This window comes from Butyrivibrio sp. NC2002 (genome assembly GCF_000702265.1).
Lineage (GTDB): Bacteria > Bacillota > Clostridia > Lachnospirales > Lachnospiraceae > Butyrivibrio.
Map to the genome: position 1 here is coordinate 167,037 of NZ_KL370882.1, position 22,632 is coordinate 189,668.

Genomic DNA, 22,632 nt, shown 5'->3' on the forward strand with positions numbered 1-22,632 from the left:
GGTACCATTTTATTTTGATTGCTTCGCCTTTTCATCCCAAACCTCAATATCAACTCCCACAACACTTGAATCAAACGGAGTTCCATCCTCTTTTTCATAGTGTATACGGGCCTTATTGACATACTTAAATCCGATATACAAAAGCGGGATGTTGCAGTATGCAATCAGGATATTGGCAAAATCCGACAAATCCCAAAGAGCGCCAAGATCCATGCCTACTATCGAAGTAAGGATGCCGAAGCTTATCACTATAAGATCCAGTATTCTGATCGCATTTATGAAAGATTTCTTTTTACTGATCCTGTTTGCGCAGATTTCAGAAAATGACATGAATCCAAGAAGGCAGGTAAATGCAAAAAGCCCAAAGCAAACGGAAATCAGCAAAGTAACGATGTTGTTAAAGGTAGTTCCGGGAGTAAGCTCAGCTGCTGAAGCCAGATACTTGGGGAGTTTTCCCAGTTCAACCCATGCAGCGCCATTATCTGTCAGCCATACTCTGCCCATGATTACAACGAAACCTGTCAAGGTACATATAATGATCGTATCAAGGAAAACACCAATTGCCTGAACGCAGCCCTGATCACAAGGATGCGCAGCATCTGAAGCGGCCGCCGGCATGGTTATGGTTCCCTGACCTGCTTCATTAGACATAAGACCTCTCTTTACGCCCTGCATAAGAGCGATTCCAAAAGCGCCGCCAAAAACAGCTTCAGGCTTAAATGCCTCTGTAAATACAGCATAGAAAAACCACGGTACCCTTGTTATATTGAGCAGGATCAGCACCAGAACCGTCAATAAATACACAACTGCCATTACCGGAACAAGCACATCTGTAACCTTTGAGATTTTTTTGGTTCCGCCAAAAGATACAGCTATAACTACCAAAAGAATGATCACAAAACCGCACCAATATACCGCATGTGTAGTCGGCAATTCTTTTCCGCACAAAATAGATGCTATCTGTCCCATCGCGGATACGGAGTTAAAGCCTTGCGCAGGGAAACACAAAAGCGCATAGACTATGTACATCAGTGAAAGCACCGCGCCAACCGCCGCTGAGTTTTTTATAAGTCTTCTGCCATAGAATGCCATTCCGCCAATATACTCATCGTCTTTTCTCTCTTTAAAAATCTGAGATAACGTAGATTCAACAAAGGCTGTCGCCATCCCAAAAAATGCGGAAATCCACATCCACAGAAGTGCTCCGGGACCGCCCACAGACACAGCACCTGTTACTCCCAGTATATTTCCGGGTCCGACTCTCATAGCCGTTGACAAAAAGAAAGATGCAAGAGGTGAAATTCCGGTTTGCGCCTTGCTGTTTTTCAGCACTTCTATACCTCTTTTGAACTTTCTCACCTGTATGAATCTGAGCCTTACTGAAAAATAAATCCCTGAACCTATGAGCAGTATTATTGCCAGTGAAAAGTTCCCCAGGATCGGTATCCCGGCGTACCATTCAAAATTCGTAGGAAAATCCCAAAACAGATCAGAAACTACCTGGATCTTTGCGCAGATTGCAGATATAACTTTTAACAGTGCTTCCATACTCTCCTCCTCTAAAAACGATAGTTTTTATCTGACATAGTCCGGTCGGATGCGGATACCGTAACCGACCAAAATACGGTCGCTAACGGTAACCAGCTCCTAATACTTTTCTTTGGTCCCTCCATTTTCACTATATTCAGAATACCACATATCGACTGTAGAACTGCAATTTTTCGCAAAAAAATAATCTTAAAATCTATTCTGTGCTATAATTATGAACGTTATTGAAAATATTAATGGAGGGAATTAGTTTAATGAAAATGAAGGAAACAAAAATCAAATCACTACTGATCAAGACAGCACTAATCGCTGCGTCTGCTCTTGCATTCATCGGATTTAATCCTATTAGTTCCAGCGCAGAAGCCGTAGACAGAAGTGCCAAAGAAATATCATTTGGGGATCAGGAATCTGTAGACCTTAAGGGATCAAGTGCCGCAAAATGGTACAAGATAACACTTGATGATTCCTATATGGTTGAATTATATGGTGAAAGCTCATCATATCAGCATGGCCCCGGCATTGGAGTTTATGATGAAAATGGGTCGCTTAAGTTCAGTCTGCCTCTTTTTATCAACACTAAAGGCGTAGAAAAAGCTAACCTCGAAAAAGGTACCTACTACATCAAAGCAAGCCTTTCCGGCGGAAACGATATGATGGATCCTATAAACGTCAAGTTCCACATGGAAATTGCAAAATTCAACCTTAAAAAGCCCAAGGTAAAAGCTTCTACCGGCAATAAAGTAATTGTATCCTGGAAAAAGCTCTCTTCTGTAAATGGCTTTGAGGTTCAGATATCCACTTCTAAAGACTTTAGCAAAAATGTGAAGAAATACACCGTAAATGGTGCAAAGAAAACATCAAAGACTCTCACTCTTCCCAAGAAAATGAGAGGCAAGAAAGTATATGTCAGAATAAGACCTTATACTAAGGTTGCTGGTGTTAAAGGATATGCAAAATATAGTCCTGTAGCATCAAAGAAGTTTTAAGTCACAGGGGCGTGAGTCAATAAGACATAACAGATTGACTCACTACCCCCGTCCCGGGGCACCACCCCAAAATAGCACACAAAAAACCGTCCCGGGCAGAATTACCTTGAAATGCCATCGTCCACGTACATTTCGTAATCATCTTTATCGCATTCAAAGCATTCGTATTTTAAGCCGTTATAGTCTATCTTTTCTGTTCGCTCTACAGGCGCAGCAAGAGGAAGTGCATGGCCTTTTCTGATAAATACCAGAACCTCGTTAAGGTCAGCCTTAATGTAGTGATGGCCTTTTTCTATTATCTCAACATCATAATCCTCATAGCTTCTGAATCTGCACAGCTTCATTTCTTCGGGCAGGTATACATATCTTCCGGATGCGTTCTGCTTGTAAATGGGCGCTATCATGATGCTTTCTCCGACAAGAAGCTGGTCTTCCACTTCATAAGCCATCTCATCATCCGGATATTCGAAGCTCAGCGGTGTAAACAGCATTCCATCATTGTTAACAGCCTTCATGAACTCTGAGTAGAGATATGGTATGAGCGAATATCTGAGTCTTACGATGTTCTTGAAGCTTTCTTTATCAACAAAGCGGTAAAGCTCCTGTCTTCTGGTGCCTTTTGCGGAGTGGTCTCTGAAAAGTGGTGTGAAAATGCCAAATTCGATCCACCTCATGAGCAGATCTTCTGTGACGTCTGCGCCAAAGCCGCCTACATCCGCACCGCTGTATAAGAATCCGCACATATTAAGAGCAGGCATCTGCTGAATATTAAGGAGCAGGTGACTCCACCAGGACTTGTTATCGCCACACCAGACACCGCCGTAGCGGTGCATTCCGATGTATGATGATCTTGAGAACATCAATATCCTCTTATCGGGTGAGAGCCTCTCAAACGCCTCTCCAGCAGCCCTTGTCATATTGTAGCCGAAAATATTGTGGACTTTATCATGTCTGTATTTTTTACCCTTATATTCATGATAAAATCTTCTGTAATCCTCTTCATTGTTTGCCAGGCCGCCAACAAGGCCCTGCATATTGAAGAATGATTCTATATCAAGGTTTTTTCCTTCATAGTCTTTTAGCTGCTTAAATACCTCTTTCAAATGGTCTTCCGTGTAAAAAATTGCAGGCTCGTTCATGTCATTCCAGAATCCGTCAATTCCATAGTCAAGAAGAACCTTGTACTTTTCTCCAAACCAGCGCCTTGTGTCATCTTTTAAGAAATCCGGGAAGTGTACTTTGCCGGGCCATACTGCTGCAACCAGGTTTTCGCCATTTTCTTTTTTGCAGAAATAGTCATTTTTAACGCCTTCCTCGTAGACATCATAGCCGTCTTCGATCTTTACACCGGCATCGATGATAGGCACGAGGTGAATGCCTTTGTCAGACATCTCCTTTACAAAGGCCGTAAAATCAGGGAATCTTTCATCATCTATGGTAAAGTCCTTATATCTTTCCATATAATCAATGTCAAGATAAACGCTGTCTATCGGAATATCCTGTTTGTCATAGTTATCTACAACTTCCCTGACTTCCTGCTCGTTCATATAGCTCCATCTACTCTGGCCAAATCCAAACGCCCATCTTGGAGGAACATAGCTTTTGCCGATGATTCCCCTAAACTGCTTTACTATATCTTTTATGCTGTCACCGTCAACAACGTAGATATCTGCGTCAAAATCCTCGAAGATTATGGAAAAGATGTCTTTGTCGGTATATCCGATATCAAAAGATACATGTCCGGGCGTATCTACATACATTCCAAATCCCTTGACTTTTCCCCAAAAGACAAAAAAATTCTGCGCAGCATACAAAGATCTCTTATCCTCTGTGTGATTGGGATCATCAGAGCAGTTGCTGGTAAAAATATATCCTCTCTTGTTTATCCCGCGGACAGTCTCACCAAGTCCGTATACTCTGTCAGACTTCTCCATCTTGAGAGTAAGCTTTTTCTCTGCGCTTACCGTCTCAAAATATGGGATTTTGCCGTTCTCAATATCAATTTTGGTTACTACAGAATCTGTCTCGATTGGATTTCCAATCCTGAATTTCTTGATCATTGTAAACTCCCTCCTTTTGGAACCTGGGGGACGGGGTTTGTGGACCAAAAAATGATCTCCAAACCCCGTCCCGGTGGGTCATTTCAACATGTCATTCAGCTCCGTTAGTGATTGAAGCTTCTTGTAGTACAGACCTCTAACCTCTTCCTCGTCATCATGTGTATCGGGGATGTATATGGTGCGCAAACCGGCTGCACTGGCAGAACGCACGCCATTAGGAGCATCCTCTACTGCTATACATTTTTCCTTGGGAACGCCTACCTGCTCTACCGCATAGAGATATATGTCCGGTGCCGGCTTTCCCTCTTTTACCTGAGTTGCGCAGCATATCTTATCAAAATATCCCAAAAGCCCGACCTTCTCAAGATATCTGGTGGTGCGCTCCTCGTCCGTTGCCGTAGCCGTTGATATCAAAATATTGTTGGCCTTGAGCCATTTAAGAATCTCTTCCGCTCCGGGCTTAAGATGAAGACCTTCCTCTTTTATCAGATTTTCAAAGAGTCCCTTTCTGTATGCACGCACTTCGTCATAGTCGAAATCATCTCCAAACCATTCTCTGAATTTGGCAGGTGCAAACGGTCGTCCCAAGCTTCGCAGCTGCAATGCCATATCCTTTGTCATTGTGTAGCCAAAATGCGCCACAGCATCAGGCCATACCCTCTGGTAGTATTTTTCTGTATCTATCAATGTTCCGTCCAGATCAAACAGAACTGCTTTTATATCTGTCATTTTTTTCCTCCAAGCTATGACTTCTTGCAGGCAAAAAGTCGTATATTTCTGATTGTACCATGTTCGCATCCATAGCGGAGCGTTTTTTATATCACATGAAAACAATTTCCTTTGATACAAAAAAGAAAAGCAATAGCAAAGCACTCGCTTCCTATAAAGATTTTGTAATTTAGTTTCTTCAATTGATTTTCGCGTAAAACACTCCTATTATGGATAGTATAAAAAATATATCAAGTATACAGATTTTATCTCGAACCGTATTACGAATTCGAACAAAAGATAAATTCTCCGTGAGGACTAGTATTATGAGAAAAAAAGAGAAAAAAGAGCCCTTATGCGAAGATATCGCAGGAAAAGGATGCGGTCTAAAAAAAGTGATAGATATCATTGGCGGTAAATGGAAGATCATGATTCTGTGCGTCATCGATAATAATGAAGTTGCCAGGTACGGTGAGCTTAGCCGCTCAGTCCATGGAATAACCAACACTATGCTCGCAAACTCCCTGAAAGAGCTTGAAGCGGATGGACTTGTTGAAAGAAAACAATATGATGAAATGCCTGTAAGAGTTGAATACAACCTTACAGATAAAGCAAGAACCCTCATCCCCATTCTTCTTTCACTGAAAAAATGGGGCGAGGAGAATCTTTAATCTTTTATCTTATTGCGCCGCTTTTGTAGTTGCCATGCTACACTGTCGCTGCTCTAATCCAGCACCATTACTGTGCTATTCCCGCATACTCATAGCCGGCTTCTGTAACGGCAGCCTTGATAAGTTCCTCATTAACATCTGAGGAACTTGTGATAGTTACCATGTTATCCTCATGGGATGCAACTGCTGATTCTATTCCGTCGATTGCTTCAAGCGCCTTCTTTACATGAGCCTCGCAGTGTGCACACATCATTCCGTTTACATTGATCTTCATTTCTTTATTCTCCTTTTCATCAATATTTGTTTCATTTATGTCATTATCTATTATCACATCTGTCGGATCTGCTCCTGATCCAACAATACTATGTTCAATGGGGTTTTTGACTTTTTTGTCTCTGCTCCCATCAAATACCTTTATCCAGTTTAGCCTCAGTGCATTTGAAACTACGCAAAAGCTTGAAAGTCCCATGGCCGCCGCTCCAAACATCGGATTAAGTGTCCATCCAAAGGCTGCCACATATGCGCCTGCAGCAAGAGGAATTCCTATGACGTTATAGAAAAATGCCCAGAACAGATTCTCATGTATATTTCTGATAGTCGCCCTGGAAATTCTGATTGCAGCGCACACATCACGAATACTGCTCTTCATAAGCACCACGTCGGCTGCATCAATAGCAATGTCCGTTCCTGCTCCTATAGCTATTCCGACATCTGCCCTGGTAAGGGCCGGTGCATCGTTAATTCCATCGCCAACCATGGCAACTTTTCCGTGCTCCATGAGCTTTCTTATAACTGCTTCTTTTCCATCGGGAAGCACTCCTGCAACAACTTCATCAACACCGACCTGCTGTGCGATAGCTCCTGCTGTGACTTCATTATCACCTGTAAGCATGACCACATGAATTCCCATGTTTTTTAGCTCAGATACCGCCTGGGGGGTATCATCTTTTATGGTGTCAGCTACTGCGATCAAACCAATAAGCTTATTGTCTTTTGTAAAAAGGACCGGTGTCCTGCCAAGAGCGGCCAGTTCTTTCATGACTTCTGATACTCTCGCATCGGCGATTTTAGCGTTATCTGCATCTATTCTCTTAACTGTTGTTTCTGATAAAGCCTTATTATCTCCGAGAATACTCTCGATAAATCTCGCATTTCCGCCAAAAATCTGCGCTCCACTAAGCTTTGCCTTTAGTCCGTTTCCGGAAAAAACTTCAAACTCAGTCGTTTCCTCAAGTCCTGTATCATGCTCTATCGCATATTCCACGATTGCCTTTGATATAGGGTGCTCACTCTTTGATTCCAGCGCATAGGCAGCCCTTAAAAGCTCTTCTTCGTTAGAATCCTTAGTCGAAATAACGTCTGTAACGCGCATGATTCCTGTAGTGATTGTTCCTGTCTTATCGAGTGCTACGATTTTTATTTTACCGGTAAGTTCCTGTATGGCGGCCGTTTTAAACAGAATTCCGTTTTTAGCGCCCACACCGTTTCCAACCATTATCGCAACAGGTGTTGCAAGTCCCAATGCGCAGGGGCAGCTTATTACGAGTACTGAAACTGCTCTTGCCATAGCATACCCAAATGTCTGTCCGGCAAAGAGCCATATAACAAATGTGATAAATGAAATTCCGATAACAACAGGTACAAATACTCCCGATACTTTGTCGGCTATTTTGGCAATCGGAGCCTTGGTTGCAGCAGCATCGCTTACCATTCTGATTATTCCTGCAAGAGTTGTGTCCTCTCCTACCTTAGTAGCCTCGCAGACCATGTACCCTGATGTATTTATAGTTGCTGCGGAAACCGCATCGCCGGTCTTTTTTTCCACAGGAATACTCTCGCCCGTAAGTGCAGACTCATTTACAGCACTTTCGCCCTTTATGACTATACCGTCTACGGGTATGCTATCCCCGGGTTTTACTACAAATCTGTCTCCAACTTTTACTTCGTCTATCTCTACGGTTTTCTCGTTTTCTCCATCCAATATAACAGCAGTCTTTGGAGCCAGTCTTATAAGTGATTTAAGGGCATCCGTCGTTTTTCCCTTGGATCTGGCTTCCAGAGTTTTTCCTACTGTAATGAGCGTCAGGATCGTCGCAGCAGATTCAAAATAAAACTGGTCCATGTAGTACATGACAGCATCTGTATTAGCATCCATCACAGCTCTTGTCATGGCAAAAAGCGCATAAACACTGTACGCATAAGAAGCTGTTGCTCCAAGGGCTACCAGCGTGTCCATGTTGGGCGATCTGTGCAATAGACCTTTAAAACCGCTGATAAAAAACTTCTGGTTTATTACCATGATAAAGCCCACAATTAAAAGCTCATAAAGCCCCATTCCCACATGATTGCCATCCAGAAATGGCGGCAACGGCCAGTTCCAAAGCATATGTCCCATTGAGACATACATAAGAGGAACAAGCAAAATAACAGAAAAAATCAGTCTTCTCTTTAATACCGGGGTTTCTGTATCCTTAAGTGAATCCTCGTAGTTTGCAGATGAAGCTCCCTGTTTATTAGTTTTTTTCAGGCTTGCGCCATAACCGGCTGACTCCACAGCCTTGATTATTTCTTCCGGAGGTGCACTTCCCTCCACGCCCATAGAACCTGTAAGAAGGCTTACCGCGCAGCTTTCAACACCGTCCACGGAATTAACGACCTTTTCAACTCTACTCTGGCATGCAGCACAGCTCATTCCGGTTACATTGTACTGTTCCATTTTTATCCTTTCACTATAGCTTTGGGCATACTGTCAAAGCTATTTATCATTTCATCAACTTTTGCAGTGTAACAACAAGTTCTTCGATGATCTCGTCATTGCCTTCTCTTATATTGTCAGCCACGCAGGTTCTCATATGATTTGCCAAGAGAACCTTATTGAAACTGTTTAATGCACTGGTAATGGCAGAGACCTGGATTAAAATATCCGTGCAGTATGCATCATTTTCAAGCATGCCTTCAACACCGCGGACCTGACCCTCTATTCTTTTTAGCCTGTTCATGAGATCCTTTTTTTCCTTCTCTTCTCTGTCCTTATGTTTACCCGAGCAATGTGGGCAACTACCGGTCATTTCTTCCATATTCTTTTCGTTCTCAGCCATATATTTCCTCCATGTGTGGATTATTTTCGCAGCAAAATACCCCAGTGGGGTATATCGGTTTTTATCCAATATATACCCTCCCGGGGTATCTGTCAACAGATGTATTAAACCTCTATCTAACAGGCTCTCCTACCATTCTTCTCTAATCTTTTTGAAATCTATTGTCTTGCCCACTTTCTTCCATATTACAAAAAGGAAAATTAAATATATTACAGACAGAATGCAGTACATGATAATTGCTCTCATCGCATTTTCGCCTTCATTAATATAGCCCTTAGATGTATTCTCATACACAAATAATCCAGATTGACAATCAATAAAGAAATCATTTAAGCCGTGAGCAATAGCACAAGCCCAAATATTTCTGGTCTTCCAATAAAGTATAAGAAGTGCAAATCCAAACAGACCGGCTTCAGTTGTTTTACCAATAGCCTGCCCCCAGGCTGTTGGTGATGACATATCAAAACCAATAATATGTACAGCGCCAAAGACAATGGACGAAACAAGAGCGCTGAGCACGAAAACATATTTCCAATTTCGGAATTTATAAATAATGGCATCATTTATAACTGCTCTAAAAGCCAGCTCCTCAAATAAACCAACAGCCATATACATGAGAAATACAATGATCATTTCCCTTAAAGGGTTGGCTACTAATGGTGTTTTTTCCTCAATATGTGAAATAAGTAGAATGCCTCCAAATAATGCTGACAAAATAAGGAACCCCAGACTATATTTAAGCACATAGCCTGTGGAATTATCACAATTAGTCAGAGCCTTATCTCCGGATATCTGATATAAGAAAAAACACACAGCACCACAAAGCATTGTTCTTACTATGAAAAACTGGAAATTAGTGTCGGTTTTGATTGATTTAAAACAAATGACCACGTAAATAATGCAGATAGCTGCGGTAATAATCGGTGACCTTTTCAGAAAATTAATGTATCGCTTTAACATATGCCTTCTCCTAAAAAATTAATAAAGACTATCTATGTACGCTATATCCAATTATTCTGCTTCACTAATAATCATATTATTGAACTTATCACCCTTCTTTTTGAATCTAATTAACATGCGGAATGAATAAACAATAAATCCGACTACTACAACTAATGCATACACGATACCAATCGTAAGCATCAGATTATTTTGATCTGCTGCTCCCTGAAATACCATAAAATTACTGGTTGTACCTGCGTCATATAAAGTATGAATAATAAGCGGGGCAACAAATGCAGCTATGTTAAAAATTGCTACAGGCCCTGCATTATTTTTCTTGTTGTACATGGCTATACCTAAGAATTCTCCCATAAGCATATCCATTGCCATGTGACCGGGAAGCATTGGCAGTCTAACGAAAACGCCTATTAATTCAGATGCATAGCTATAATCTTCTGCTATAGAAAAACCTATTCCTACCGCTGCGCCTATCAATATATATTCATATACATTCTTTACCTTTTTTCTAAATACGCACAGAGTTATGATTACCATTATTAGCTTAATAAACTCTTCCGGAAACGCCGCGAATAAAAATGGAGCCAGAAATTGTCTTGCAACTACCGGCAATTCATTAAACTTTGCAGAACCATTCTCTCCCAATCCCATCATCAAAAACATAACCGCTCTTGACCCGACTATTTCAGAAATTATGCCGAGAATAATTGGCAATACAGCCTGAGGAATACCGATCTGCGGAGCTTTTTCCCTTTTTATCATTCTCATATAGAGCCATCCCAAAATTCCGGTAGTTATTAAGCCTGCAAGTATTTGTTGAATAATAGTAATCATCCTGATACCCCCTCGTTAACATAGATTCACGGATATCCACCGTGATCCTTTCTTACAATTACTGTAACTTTAATATAATTATACAAAATTTTTTATCCTCTCAAAACTTGAAGTTGAAAATGAGACTCACACTGGTGGACTTTATTTTAATGGTTGAAACAGTTAGAATTTAAGTATTAAACAAATCGGGGATTGGAGTGGGAAACTATGTTAGAAATATTAAAAGCGAGGTTTCAGGATAATAAGAATCTTCATATGGAACTGAGTTGGCTTGACGTGGAGAAACGTTTGCTTGAGCATCAGGACTCCATGGATGTTTTGAGAAGGATGGAGGAGAGCGGTGGAGAACCGGATACCATCGGCTATGACGAAAAGACGGGAAAGCTAATTTTCTGCGACTGCGCAAAGGAGTCCCCTTCTGGGCGCAGAAGCCTGTGCTATGACGAAAATGCATTACAGGGGCGTGCTAAAAACCCGCCGTCAGGCAGCGCCGAATGGAAAGCAAAAGAAATCGGCGTTTTGATCATGACGGAGGAACTCTATCGCCGACTGCAAAGTCTCGGGGAATTTGATTTGAAAACGTCAAGTTGGATCACTACGCCGGATGATATTCGCGACAATGGTGGTGCATTGTTCTGCGAACGACGTTACGGAAGGGTTTTCACATTCCATAACGGGGCGGATTCGTACTATTCCGTGCGCGGATTCAGAGGTTATACGCTTATATAAATTCAAGTTTTTTAATTGGAGATAACCTTGGGCTTGGAAAAGGTATGTATAAGAGGATATAACAAGGAAAATGTTCCCCCTGTCTGATAAGCGTGAGGATACTTATATAGCCGGGCTCTCTATGGGCGGATATGGCGCATTGAGAAACGGCATTGTTTATTCTGAGACTTTCAGTCATATAGCTGGTCTTTCATCAGCTGTTCATCTCTTTGATAAGGATGCACAGCATATAGGTGGTGAGAATACTATTTTTGGCGACATAGATAAAGCTGTTCTTACCAATGTGAATCCTAAAGTTGCATTTGATGAGTTGATTGCAGAAAAATGCAAAATGCCTAAATTTTATATGTCTTGCGGTACAGAGGACGATCTGATCACAGCCGGGAAAGACCTTCGTGACTATCTCATTTCTAAAGGCGCTGATGTAACATGGGATGAAGAAAAAGGCGGACATGACTGGGATTTTTGGGGCAGTCAGATCAAAAAGGTTCTGGAATGGCTTCCCCTTGACAATGATATAAACGGTCTTGGAAGCGGAAATGTCAAAATAGGTGATGATTGAAAACTCTATGATCATCATGTATCCTGGCAAACTTTAAGATTAATGATTTAACCCTCTATCTCATATTGGGATAGAGGGTATTCATGCAAATGTAAAGATTTTACTTATTACCGCATCTCCCCGACAAATGAATGGATTTCCTGCTCCAATAGTCGAAATACATTTGCAACCAAGTAGCCATCTGCGATTGCATGATTTAGGCGAACAGTTACTGGCATGACAAGTCTGCCGTTCTCTTCTCTATATTTTCCCCAATTAGTAATCGGAGCAAAAAACAAATGTCCATCCGGCAATTCAACATTCAATGAATCATAAGATAACCATGATATATATGATGCATCAAACCAATTTGGATGGTTAGCCATATCCAACCCGTATTTCCTTGTCTTCTTTGCCTCTTCAACATCCTGTAAAGCAGCTACGTAGAACTTTTCATAGTCCTCACAGTATTCTGTATATACTGGAGTGCAGGTTTCCGTATCTTCATGGAAAACATACTGTGTTGGATTGATCACATCGTAGCAGATCAGTTCATCAGTCTGCCAAAGATATCCCATCCTGTAATCCTCACGTGAATTCATAACCTTAGAGAGGATATATAGGAAATTTATATAAAACTTAGTCGCAGTCTTCTTGGAATGAATGACAAGATCTGTGACATCTATTCTTGCCGTTATAGATGTCGAACATTTACAATCTTCCGAAAAGTGATGAAATACATCTTTCCTATAGTATTTCTCTCTGTCAATTACCTTATAGTTCATTTTTATCATCCTCTTCCTGATATATTCTGAGCTTCATTATCTATCCTGCCTCTCTGGTTTATATATATTGATACAAACTCTTCGAAAAAAGCTTGATTGCGTGCTGTAATAATTAAATTATATCCTACTATAGCAGAAAAAGAGCCGTTTAACATTCGTTAAACAACTCCTCTCCTGTTGTACTTCTTTTCAGAGAATTTCAATCCATTTTGCAGCCTCTTCTCTTGTTTTAAAAGCAATCACAGTCTTTTCAGGATATCTTGCAAAAAGCTCCAATAGCTTTGGCCTGTTTTCTTTTCCATAGTTCCTGACTAATTCAATAAGCTCCGGATCAAGTTCATCTTCTGTCCATGGCATATCCGGTCTTTTTTGTCCTACCCTTCCTGCAATTCCATCCATACAAACATCTTCGGAATAGTCCAGGAAAAAGATGGTATCACAGGCAACAATACGCTTTTCATAAGTTCTGCTGTAATCACCATCAATTATCCAGCTATCAAGTTTAGTCAATCCATCAAGCTTTTCATCAAATTCTTCCCTTGAAATATGAGTCCTGTCAGCTTTCCACCAGATATTATCAAGATGATACAGAGGCAGTCCCAGCTTTTCATGGAGTTTTATAGCAAAAGTACTTTTTCCACTGCCGGAACATCCAAGTACAATGATTTTTTTCATATTCCTAACCAATTATCCCAAAAGTATTATGTCCACCATTCAGGTGTCAGCTCACCAAGTTTCATCACACGACCTGCAGCGTAATCAATCATGATATCTATATCTTTATATTTCCCGGAATTCGCTTTGAGCCATTTTTGAAATGTCACATTGAAAGAAAATGACTCCCCTATTTTGCTCTTAAAAAAGGCTCTATGAACCTCCGAACAAATAATGTTCTCTTCAATTTTGATTTCTTTGGCACAGTAATTCCTCTTGCAACTATTTTCTAGTTACAATAGAACACTTTAGCCCTACCTCGTCAATTCCAACAGAGTAACATTTTTTTACTCATATCCACATGCACGATTCCCTCCTCGAGATACTCATCGGAGGTTACTACAAAGCCAAGGCGCTCATAAAAATGAACCGCATGCTTTTGCGCATCCATGCAGATTTCCCTGCAGGGCACCTTTTTAGGAATTTCTCTAAGTGCGAATTCCATAAGCTCTGTCCCTATTCCCTTTCCATGCTCAAGCGACAAAACTCTTCCTATCTTCATGACATGGATTTCTCTGCCAGCGTCTGCTTTTCCCACAGCACCGGCTTCATCCTCGTAGGCTCTAAGGTAAGCTGCAACCCGTCCGTTCTCGATGCCAAAAACATGAAGACTTCTATAGTCCACATCATCTTCATCAACATAAGTAATATTCTGCTCTTTTACAAATATCTCTGCCCGGGACTTAAGTATTTCATATAATTCACGAGCTGACAGCTCATCAAAAGTCTTAATAAACCACTCCATAACTTACTGTTTCTTTCTACCGGATTCTATAAGTTCCTTCTCAAAAGCCTCCGGATTTTTCAGATAATAATCCTGGTGATACTCCTCTGCTTCGTAAAAATTCTTGTAAGGTAAAACTGCGATCTGTACTTCCTTTCCGGACTCCTCGGCAAGCTTTCCAAGCTTATTATCCACAATCTCTTTTTCCTCATCTGACGTATAGAAAATAGCCAGAGTATAGGAAAAGCCCTTGTCTATAAACTGACCTTCGCCGTCGAAGGGGTCTACATTGGCAAGGAAGATATCAAGGAGCTTATCGTATGCCACTTTTTCCGGATCATAGACAAGCTTGATAGTCTCTCTGTGGCCTGTCTCCTGATGCTTAACCTGCTCATAGGTGGGATTTACCTCATCCCCTCCTGCGTAACCGCAGATAACTTCACTTACTCCGTACATCTTGTATATAGGTGTTACGCACCAAAAGCATCCGCCTGCAAAATATGCTTCTTTCATAATATTCTCCTCTTCTGTCATCACATTTAACAAATCTATAGAATATTGAATTCCATCCAAAATTCGATATTCCTTGTTTTCGTCCAAGAAATCATAAGCCTATGATAACCAGAATCCATCCAACATTTCTTTTTGTCATACACTTTTCCTCCATAAAATAAGTCCCCAAGCCTCAATTATATGGCAAAACCCTTAGAAATAGAAGCATTGCTTTGATATAAGACAATTTTAAGGGATAAGGATATCTGATTATATAGTTAGATAGGCAAAATAGAAGTGTATAAATCCTCACATCGGAGAAGGCTTGGAAACCGGGCGCGGCATCATTCATCTGATCTGCCGGGGTGTCGGGGGTGTCCAATTCATTCGGGCGACGCGCTTAATTATCACGTTTCCTGCGACTTCTCTACTCCTATGCAGGCGCCTCTGTCCACATCAAAAACCCACTGCCCCTCAAACTTAGAAAACACCTCATCCAGGCTGAGGTCAAAATCAGCAAAGCTCTCTTCTACTTTTACCGGAATTTTAAAGCTCTCTCCTCTAGTATCAGCAAGCACAGAAGCTAAATAGTATACCCTTTTCCTTGTATATCTGCAGGCTGCTCCATTCTCAAGCTGTGGCTGAAGTGTACCGCCCTCGGCCTCTTCTCCGGCAGCCTTAACACTTGCTTCTTTTTTCTTTATCCATTCGCGCTGATTAGCTAGTAATTCTTCCTTCTTCTCGGGAGTCACCTCTTCCACCAACCTGCTCCAGATTGAATTTAGTTCATCATCCCAAAGCTTATACATCTCGTACGTTGTGATGTTTGCTGGCTGTTGGGGCATACAAGCCCAGTCAAGATCTTCATACTCCTGGTATTTTGTCTCGATCTCAGCGATTTCATTTTGGATGGAAGCAGTAGTATCACTATCAGATGATTCCGTTTCTTCCTTCGGGATAACTTTTTTGTCCAATCCAATTTCTTCGGCGTATTCACCAAGACGGGCCTGGATCTCGTCCTCTGTGTATAGCTTGATTCCCTGAGAAGTCAGTGGTTCTGAATAAATGGTATCTACAAGGTCAGTATCCTTATCGATATCATACATTTCATAAAGACCATTTTCCCTATTTCCGCCAAGGTAATAAATCAACAATTGGATATTTTCCCACTTATCGTCAATGTCTATATTCTCAAAACCGTCAGGTCGATCATACTGCAGAGACAAATAATACCAACATGAATAATAAGCATGGTACCTTACATCCTTATCCAGAAAACCATAATCCATTATCGCAAGGTCGGCGCTGCCCTTTCCAAAATCATTTACATATCCGTAATCAGAAATGCTTACCTCAGACCGTTCTCCTTCAGGCAGAATATATCTGATGAAAAGTTTATCATCCACTTCCTTTAAGACGAAGGAATAGTGACGAATATCTTTGTTTAAACTGATTATTACGAGTAGTTCATATTCTCCATCACACCCGCAATCAATATACCTGTAGTCCTCAACATTTGAAACACCATCCCCAGAGCCAGCTACAACCCCAGCTCCTTTTAACAGTTCAGATTGCAATTCCTGTATTCCAACACTATTGCCATTTTCATATTCAAACCACAAACTTTGGTCCGTAGGGTAATCAAAAACAGCTTCTTTTTCATTGTTAAGAAACGCTGTATATGCACCTGTTACATCTTTTTTATCCTGAAGGTACTTCTTATCCTGGGACATATCGGGATCATCGTCATTTACATCCTTAACATCTCCGTCATCTGTGTTTTCATCTGCAATCACTTCAGATTCTGCAACATTTGCTACATCCGCTGCAGGCTCATCATTCTGATTGGTTTCTTCAACAGTTTTCTCTTCCGCATCAGTAGGCTTTTCCTTTTTGTCTATAGCACTACATCCACTCAAAAACATACATGTTGTCAGCATTATCAATATAGTTCTTCTCAAAGTACGCATAATTCCCTTAATGTTTATCTCTTTCATTTCTCAAGTTGCCTTTCCTTATGATACTGTAAGTACGCATTATCAAGTATAACACACACCTCTGCATCCAATATTTTACAAATCATCAGGTATGTTTTCTCATGATATGCCTCCCTCCGTGCTTAATTTATTTCCTATTCTTATAACAGATAAACCAGCACTTTTGTTGCAGGTATTAAAAAAATATTCTTGTGACAAAGCTATAGGTTTTGATATAATGAGTGCCTTAGGGGACGCTGCAGTAATGCAGTTTGAAGAAAAGTTAAAGGGGAATATCAAAAATGAAGAAATATTTGGGAAATCTTTTATTTTTCATCACAGCGTTTGTAATGATTCTTTTTGGATGTACATCCATGACTTCAAAAGCAGCAACCACAATGAAACCTGCAGAAGATGTAAAGTTTGTTAAGGATCATGTTCATTTCAAAGCAGCTGAAGATGGCTACTACACTGTAATCCTTGAGTGCTTTCATGAAAAGGGTGAGTACGGAAAAGCCGGATATTTTAAAGGTGTTACATGTGAAGCAGGAAAAGTGAACCAATTTTACAAAGCAAACGAAATTGTGGATTACTCTACACTTTTGTTTAATGAGCGTAATTACAACGTTTATCAAATCAACCTCCATGTAGTTTCCAGCAAAGAAAAAAAAGTAGGTGATAAATTTATCAATAAATATAAAAATAATCCAAATTATGTTATTTCCACTTATACTACTCCAATTATCTCAAAAAGAATGGCAAAGCCACAAAATGTTGAGGTGAAATATTTAGACCCGGTGCAACATACCGACTATTTCAGATATAAAGTAAGTTGGAAAAATGACGGATATTATCATATTGTAGAGACACCATACAACAGATGCAGTGTTGACCCCAGATTTAATTCTGTAAACGTCATAACAAAAACACCTATCTTTAGGGTAAGAACTTGCTCCGGCGATTTTAATGTATATAAGACTTCAGATCCTGCCATAGTTGATTTCACTGTTCCTTCTAATAGCAGTAATAGCAATGATTCCGATAAGACTGCTCCAAAAGTGGAAAGTGAGTCTGCTCTTCCAACAACAGTAACTGTCGATAACATCACCTATTATATTGATGTTAACGGACAGGCCACAGCAACAAAAATAGATTCCCAAAAGAAGGCTTCCCTTGATACCGTTACAGTCGACGGAAAAACCTATCCTGTTGTAGCCATTGCTGATAACGCATGCAAGAACAACAAGAAGATAAAGACCGTCACAATCGGCTCAAGCGTTTCTTCTATCGGTAAAAAGGCATTTTTCAAATGCAAAAAGCTGAAAAAGGTAACCATAAAGGCTAATAAGAACCTTAAGATCGGCAAGAGTGCTTTCAAAAAGATCAACAAAGGCGCTACCATTAAGATTAAAGGTGTAAAAGGAAATACCAAGAAAAAGCTGGTTAAAGCAATCAATACGTAATTTAAGAGAGATAATCGACAGTGCTATTGAGCTAACATCCTGAGGAAAGGCTATGTTCTAAGGAGCACAGCTGGCATCAATGATGAGGGTACATTTGTGACTATCGTATTTGTTATTCCGGTTTTCTTGTAAGATACATCACATATGTATCTTTGAATACTATACGGTTGCCTGCTTCAAGAACAGCGTTTCTTATACCTTCGTAGAATTTGTCCCTGCAGGAATCAGGTAAAACTATATGATCGCAGTGTGTTCCACAAAAAGCCACATACTCATCTGCGGTAAAGACTCGTTCTCCGTAAAACTCACGTTTCTCAAAATCTGCAAAGCCATAATTGACAGCATTTTCGTATTTAAAACCACCATGCTTATACTCTGTCTCCGGCTTGAAATACTCGTCATAAACCTTTTGGATATTATTAAAAAGCTCCTCGTTCGAAGTTTTGTAATCAGCTTTGGTAAGCATCATTGCCAGGATTCCGCCCGGCCTTAGTAAGTCAAAAGATTTTGAAAAAGCTATATTCTCAGGTATCCACTGTATAGTTGCTGCGGAGTATATGAGATCATATTTTTCTTTCCCAAAATCGTGAGTAATAAAGTCATCATTAACGATATTGAAGTTGTCATAATGTCCGTACTTCTCTATCATTTTCTGAAAAAGGTGTTCTCCAAGCTCTATAGCATGATAGTCGCACCCGGTCCCCAAAACCGGTTCAGTTGCCTGGCCGGTTCCCGGTCCAAGTTCAAGAACTGACTTGCCTGTACCAATCTCTGCATAGCTTATCAAATCATCGAAAAGCTCCTTGCTATACCTTGGACGGTACTTATCAAACTGCTCCGGTATTGTATCAAACACTTTTCTGAATTCCATTGCAATACTCCTCCCTTTTTGTCGCTCACGATCTTCCGGGAAATGCAAAGCAATTTCTCAGAAAATAATACCATTTCTCCTTAATGACATAATTGTCATAGCGCAATATCCATGTGTTCAATCATCGATTAACCCTTTACTAAATCAGTCAACGCGCTAAAAATGAAGGATTCAGCCACCCTCCCCCTGAATAACTATCCCATTTCCATATTCATCATAGACAGTCCTAATTGGATCACCAATATTGCACCCCGGGTAGTCATCTTCCATTCGAAGCACATTTCCGGATATCAGGAAATTTTTGTAATCGTAGTAATAAACAAATCTATCCAAGAATTCATAGGTGTGAGCCGAATATTTTACCCCATCAATATATACCGTTGTTTCTGTTTGTCCAAGAAAGAATAGGACGGCTGGGAGGTACATAAAGAATGCTCCAGCTATAAGTACAGCTACAGTTGCAATATAGGCAGCTGCCCTTGCGGCTTTATTAGATTGTCGTCGTATAAGCTGGATTATTCCGATGAGAATTCCAAGAAGCGCCATGACTACAAAGACCTGATATACAAAAACTCTGAACCTAAGATGAAGGAGAGCTAACGATCCTGATAAAAGAACGAATCCGATAATGACAAAAATCGTAATTGAAAAAATATGCTGTTTTCCCCATTTAAGAGCTTTTATCATACCGGTTCCCCCATTTTCGCCTATTTTCGATATAAGCATACCGCATTCCATGATATCTCTTCACTATAGATATATGCTGCATCCGGAATATCAAATATAAGATCCACAGAAGAGCCGTCTATATAAGGTGATACACTAAAGGTTCCATCACCAACATAGCCTTCTTGAGAAATAAGTTATAAAAATCATTATGTTTACAGCAAAGTTTCAAGGACTATTTTTCATTCTGAGCGATCTCGTTCTTCTCATTCTTGATCTCCCAGTGGATCAGGAATGTGAGTACGCCTCTAAGGAGTATGATAGCGCCAAGAATACCCAGTTCAGACCATTCTCTTACGACAACAGTTCTAAGGACCTCTCCTCCAAGCTTGAATTCAAGAGCAAGAGCAATGCCCTGAGCAAGGTGGAGTCTTATGTTCTCATCTTTTTTGAGCCATTCTATGAAGCTCTTAATGGCAGTAAAGACAAGAATTATAACGCCGAATAGCTCCATTATGATAGTGCACAGTTCTACAATGTAGTATAGATTATTGTCCGCAACTTCTATAACTGTCCCCATAGGCCCTCCTTATTAAAAAAAGAATACTACTCATCCGGATACAGATTCTACTATGTTAATCCTATCACTCTTACCATAATGTTACAGTAGTCGTTCTTGAAGCTATGTCGTATTGACCAATTCTATTATCCTCCAGATCATAATAAAGGGTACATTCCGAGGTTACCATTTTTATCACTACGCTTTGCTCAAATAGATTCAAAATCCACTATCATCTGTGCATAGCAAGTTCTATGCTGTCCATGTACTGACACATGGAGTGGTTGAAGTTCACATAAGCTACTGTCTTGAATTCGTCTGTTGCCTGGGCTACAGTTACGATAACTGTGCTGCTCTGGTTATAGAACGTGATCATTACCGGCACCTTAAGTATCTTAGAAATTCCTCTAAAGCATATAGATCCTGCTTCCGGTGCTGCTATAATACTTTCCTTTGTGGCATCTGCAAGGGGCTTATCATCAACAAGCACCTCGAACTGTTCATAGAAATCTGATGCAAATGCTACGCTCTTAACAAGCTGCTCCCAGCCAACTCTATAGGTCAGCTCCCACTTAGACCTTGTCCATCCATTCTCATCACTAATACTAATTAAATGCATATTTCCTCCTAAATTTTCCCTCTATAAAAGTCACATGATCCTAAATCATGCGCCAATCTTTTTCTATCATTATTGTGCTCTTTCCTCATGCATGATAGAAACCATTGTATTGTAACCCCGCGGAATAGTATTCTTTCCGACATCAAGTTTACGACATTTTAATCCCCTTATGCGTATGCTTTACGCTACCTTCTGCTTTAAATCCTGCAAGAAGGTTATTAATCCATCCGAACAATTCGCTTTTCTAACATTAATGGCAAGATTATCACTTATTAGGATATAGAAATTCTTATCGGTTTCAAATATCCTGTATATCTCATCGTAAGATGCCTTTATGCTTCCCACGTTACTGATCTGTTCGAGTTTTTCGCTGTCAAATGTGATAATAGCCACAAAGTTTCTAAGAAGCTTGTTGCTATCAAAATTCTTCCTGCATCTATAATTGAATAGAGAATAAAACAACACCGGCACTACAATAGCCAGAAGAATACTCTCTATAGCATGCCTTAAGGAATGGGCAGGAAATGATATTACAAAGCCTGCAAGAAACATTATCTCGACAATCACCAGCACAACAATAATTGGTTTATGAATATTTTTAATGAGAAGCCAGTTGAAATCCTTGAGTTCATCGAGTTCCCATTCAACTTTGGCATTATACAAGATGTCTGTGTTTGACTCCACAGATCTGTATAGCTGTTCATAATCTGTATCATTAACCCCAGTTTCCGCAGTCCTAATTCTGCCGTTTACTTCTGTCTTAAGCTTCTGTATGAAGGAAATCAACTCCTCTGAACACCCTGACTTAATGATAGAAAAAGCCTGGATACTACTTACAAATATATAGAAATTGTTTTTTGTTTCAGTGATTTTGTACAGATCCTTATATGCGATCTTAGATGTTCCCTTTGGCCCATCAGATACCATGGCGTCTTCAAAAAAAGTATATGAAAAAGTGGTCCCATGCAACATTTTATAACTCTCGTAATTTTTCCTTATTCGTTTTGTTGCAAGAATATATATAATAATCGGGTAAAGTATCAGCACCATTGAGAAAACAAAAACATTTTCATAATTCCCTGTCCATACTCCATTCACAATAAATGCTGCAAAAACTATTAAAGCAACAATTGCCGCTGTAATCCCGGCTTTGTTTTTGTATAGATATGTAGCCCAGAACGCTTTTTTCGCTTCCTCAAATGAATATTCCACCTTAGTCTTATATGGCATACCGTAATTCCTCCTAAAATATGCAGCTATTAGCTGCAATTAGTTCCCCCGAACCATTATACATTCAGAGAAAATCGCTTACAAGAAAAAGCCAATTATCTTCAATGACAAATCAAGTTATTTAATTGGAGATAACCATGGAAATAAACAAAAATACCCTAACTGAGTTCCGAAAAGATTATAAGGCAGCTGTTGCCTGCCGGTTAAAGTAAATTGATCTATTTGCGATAGCAATCCATACAGATAGCTAAAATTATATGCATAGATATAGAAGAAATACCCGCTATGATCCCTCGGGTCATCAAGTAAATATCTATAATGATTTGAATTATCTGCAATCCATTTGATTCTGTCCTCAATCTGACACAAATCAAACTCATCAACTATGAGCCTATGTA

Annotated in this window: 24 protein-coding genes; 5 read left to right on the forward strand and 19 right to left on the reverse strand. The window is 40.1% G+C overall.

Translation table 11 applies throughout. The annotated features are described in order from the left end of the window. Positions 1-9: 9 nt before the first annotated feature. Positions 10-1,548 carry an alanine/glycine:cation symporter family protein gene (locus T543_RS14695; RefSeq protein WP_035769885.1) on the reverse strand — a complete coding sequence of 513 codons (1,539 nt, stop codon included), beginning with the start codon at positions 1,546-1,548 and terminating at the stop codon, positions 10-12. Positions 1,549-1,802: 254 nt separating this feature from the next. On the opposite strand from T543_RS14695, the gene T543_RS14700 reads away from it, so the two are divergent. After that, entirely contained in the window at positions 1,803-2,534 is a 732-nt protein-coding gene (locus T543_RS14700; RefSeq protein WP_035769889.1) for a hypothetical protein, read from the forward strand. A 101-nt stretch (positions 2,535-2,635) separates the two neighbouring features. On the opposite strand, the gene T543_RS14705 is transcribed toward T543_RS14700, so the two are convergent. Together T543_RS14705 and T543_RS14710 are read right to left on the reverse strand one after the other, a co-directional pair. Continuing rightward, complete coding sequence (locus T543_RS14705) at positions 2,636-4,594, reverse strand: glycoside hydrolase family 31 protein (RefSeq protein WP_035769891.1); 1,959 nt, start codon at positions 4,592-4,594, stop codon at positions 2,636-2,638. 78 nt (positions 4,595-4,672) lie between these two features. Continuing rightward, the gene (locus T543_RS14710) at positions 4,673-5,323 is read right to left on the reverse strand and encodes an HAD family hydrolase (protein WP_035769894.1); all 651 of its coding nucleotides are present in this window, start codon (positions 5,321-5,323) and stop codon (positions 4,673-4,675) included. A 305-nt stretch (positions 5,324-5,628) separates the two neighbouring features. Between T543_RS14710 and T543_RS14715 the strand changes: the two genes are divergently transcribed. Further along, positions 5,629-5,973: a winged helix-turn-helix transcriptional regulator gene (locus T543_RS14715; RefSeq protein WP_035769897.1), complete on the forward strand. Its 345-nt coding sequence runs from the start codon at positions 5,629-5,631 to the stop codon at positions 5,971-5,973. 67 nt (positions 5,974-6,040) lie between these two features. Here T543_RS14715 and T543_RS14720 read toward each other — a convergent pair whose 3' ends face one another. From T543_RS14720 to T543_RS14735, 4 genes are all read right to left on the reverse strand, one after another. After that, complete coding sequence (locus T543_RS14720) at positions 6,041-8,689, reverse strand: heavy metal translocating P-type ATPase (RefSeq protein WP_035769899.1); 2,649 nt, start codon at positions 8,687-8,689, stop codon at positions 6,041-6,043. A gap of 46 nt (positions 8,690-8,735) precedes the next feature. Continuing rightward, the gene (locus T543_RS14725; RefSeq protein WP_035769901.1) at positions 8,736-9,071 is read right to left on the reverse strand and encodes a metal-sensing transcriptional repressor; all 336 of its coding nucleotides are present in this window, start codon (positions 9,069-9,071) and stop codon (positions 8,736-8,738) included. 129 nt (positions 9,072-9,200) lie between these two features. Continuing rightward, positions 9,201-10,031, reverse strand: coding sequence for a CPBP family intramembrane glutamic endopeptidase (locus T543_RS14730; protein ID WP_035769904.1), 831 nt, complete (start codon positions 10,029-10,031; stop codon positions 9,201-9,203). Between the two features lie 51 nt (positions 10,032-10,082). Next, the gene (locus T543_RS14735) at positions 10,083-10,865 is read right to left on the reverse strand and encodes a PrsW family glutamic-type intramembrane protease (protein ID WP_035769905.1); all 783 of its coding nucleotides are present in this window, start codon (positions 10,863-10,865) and stop codon (positions 10,083-10,085) included. Between the two features lie 207 nt (positions 10,866-11,072). On the opposite strand from T543_RS14735, the gene T543_RS14740 reads away from it, so the two are divergent. Both T543_RS14740 and T543_RS14745 read left to right on the forward strand, forming a co-directional pair. Then, on the forward strand, positions 11,073-11,594 hold the full coding sequence (locus T543_RS14740) for a DUF4256 domain-containing protein (RefSeq protein WP_035769906.1): 522 nt from the start codon (positions 11,073-11,075) through the stop codon (positions 11,592-11,594). Positions 11,595-11,664: 70 nt separating this feature from the next. Then, complete coding sequence (locus T543_RS14745) at positions 11,665-12,156, forward strand: alpha/beta hydrolase (protein WP_051638825.1); 492 nt, start codon at positions 11,665-11,667, stop codon at positions 12,154-12,156. A 107-nt stretch (positions 12,157-12,263) separates the two neighbouring features. Here the strand turns inward: T543_RS14745 and T543_RS14750 are convergent, their stop codons facing one another. The 7 genes from T543_RS14750 to T543_RS14770 form a co-directional block, all read right to left on the reverse strand. Continuing rightward, entirely contained in the window at positions 12,264-12,920 is a 657-nt protein-coding gene (locus T543_RS14750) for a CatA-like O-acetyltransferase, family 3 (RefSeq protein WP_035769907.1), read from the reverse strand. Positions 12,921-12,925: 5 nt separating this feature from the next. Continuing rightward, positions 12,926-13,075: a hypothetical protein gene (locus tag T543_RS15970; protein WP_155843320.1), complete on the reverse strand. Its 150-nt coding sequence runs from the start codon at positions 13,073-13,075 to the stop codon at positions 12,926-12,928. 34 nt (positions 13,076-13,109) lie between these two features. Beyond that, on the reverse strand, positions 13,110-13,595 hold the full coding sequence (locus tag T543_RS14755; protein ID WP_035769908.1) for a P-loop NTPase family protein: 486 nt from the start codon (positions 13,593-13,595) through the stop codon (positions 13,110-13,112). Between the two features lie 26 nt (positions 13,596-13,621). After that, positions 13,622-13,828 carry a DUF6434 domain-containing protein gene (locus T543_RS16500; protein WP_330370015.1) on the reverse strand — a complete coding sequence of 69 codons (207 nt, stop codon included), beginning with the start codon at positions 13,826-13,828 and terminating at the stop codon, positions 13,622-13,624. A 68-nt stretch (positions 13,829-13,896) separates the two neighbouring features. After that, positions 13,897-14,379 (reverse strand): GNAT family N-acetyltransferase, encoded by a 483-nt coding sequence (locus tag T543_RS14760; RefSeq protein WP_035769909.1) that lies wholly within the window; start codon positions 14,377-14,379, stop codon positions 13,897-13,899. Between the two features lie 3 nt (positions 14,380-14,382). Further along, a complete protein-coding gene (gene msrA / locus T543_RS14765) occupies positions 14,383-14,871 on the reverse strand; it encodes a peptide-methionine (S)-S-oxide reductase MsrA (protein WP_051638826.1) in 489 nt (162 codons plus the stop codon). Positions 14,872-15,257: 386 nt separating this feature from the next. Beyond that, positions 15,258-16,847 (reverse strand): lysozyme inhibitor LprI family protein, encoded by a 1,590-nt coding sequence (locus tag T543_RS14770; protein WP_035769912.1) that lies wholly within the window; start codon positions 16,845-16,847, stop codon positions 15,258-15,260. Between the two features lie 281 nt (positions 16,848-17,128). Here T543_RS14770 and T543_RS14775 point away from each other — a divergent pair, with 281 nt between their 5' ends. Further along, on the forward strand, positions 17,129-18,289 hold the full coding sequence (locus tag T543_RS14775) for a leucine-rich repeat protein (RefSeq protein WP_035769914.1): 1,161 nt from the start codon (positions 17,129-17,131) through the stop codon (positions 18,287-18,289). 112 nt (positions 18,290-18,401) lie between these two features. On the opposite strand, the gene T543_RS14780 is transcribed toward T543_RS14775, so the two are convergent. The 5 genes from T543_RS14780 to T543_RS14800 all read right to left on the reverse strand — a co-directional run bounded on the left by T543_RS14780 (position 18,402) and on the right by T543_RS14800 (position 22,234). Continuing rightward, positions 18,402-19,160, reverse strand: a complete 759-nt coding sequence (locus tag T543_RS14780; protein ID WP_035769916.1) for a methyltransferase — start codon at positions 19,158-19,160, stop codon at positions 18,402-18,404. A gap of 171 nt (positions 19,161-19,331) precedes the next feature. Beyond that, positions 19,332-19,898, reverse strand: coding sequence for a hypothetical protein (locus T543_RS14785; protein ID WP_035769918.1), 567 nt, complete (start codon positions 19,896-19,898; stop codon positions 19,332-19,334). A gap of 163 nt (positions 19,899-20,061) precedes the next feature. Beyond that, complete coding sequence (locus T543_RS14790; RefSeq protein ID WP_051638827.1) at positions 20,062-20,406, reverse strand: DUF1622 domain-containing protein; 345 nt, start codon at positions 20,404-20,406, stop codon at positions 20,062-20,064. Positions 20,407-20,617: 211 nt separating this feature from the next. After that, positions 20,618-21,004, reverse strand: coding sequence for a hypothetical protein (locus T543_RS14795; RefSeq protein ID WP_035769920.1), 387 nt, complete (start codon positions 21,002-21,004; stop codon positions 20,618-20,620). A gap of 180 nt (positions 21,005-21,184) precedes the next feature. Next, positions 21,185-22,234, reverse strand: coding sequence for a YcxB family protein (locus tag T543_RS14800; protein WP_035769925.1), 1,050 nt, complete (start codon positions 22,232-22,234; stop codon positions 21,185-21,187). Positions 22,235-22,632: the final 398 nt, after the last annotated feature.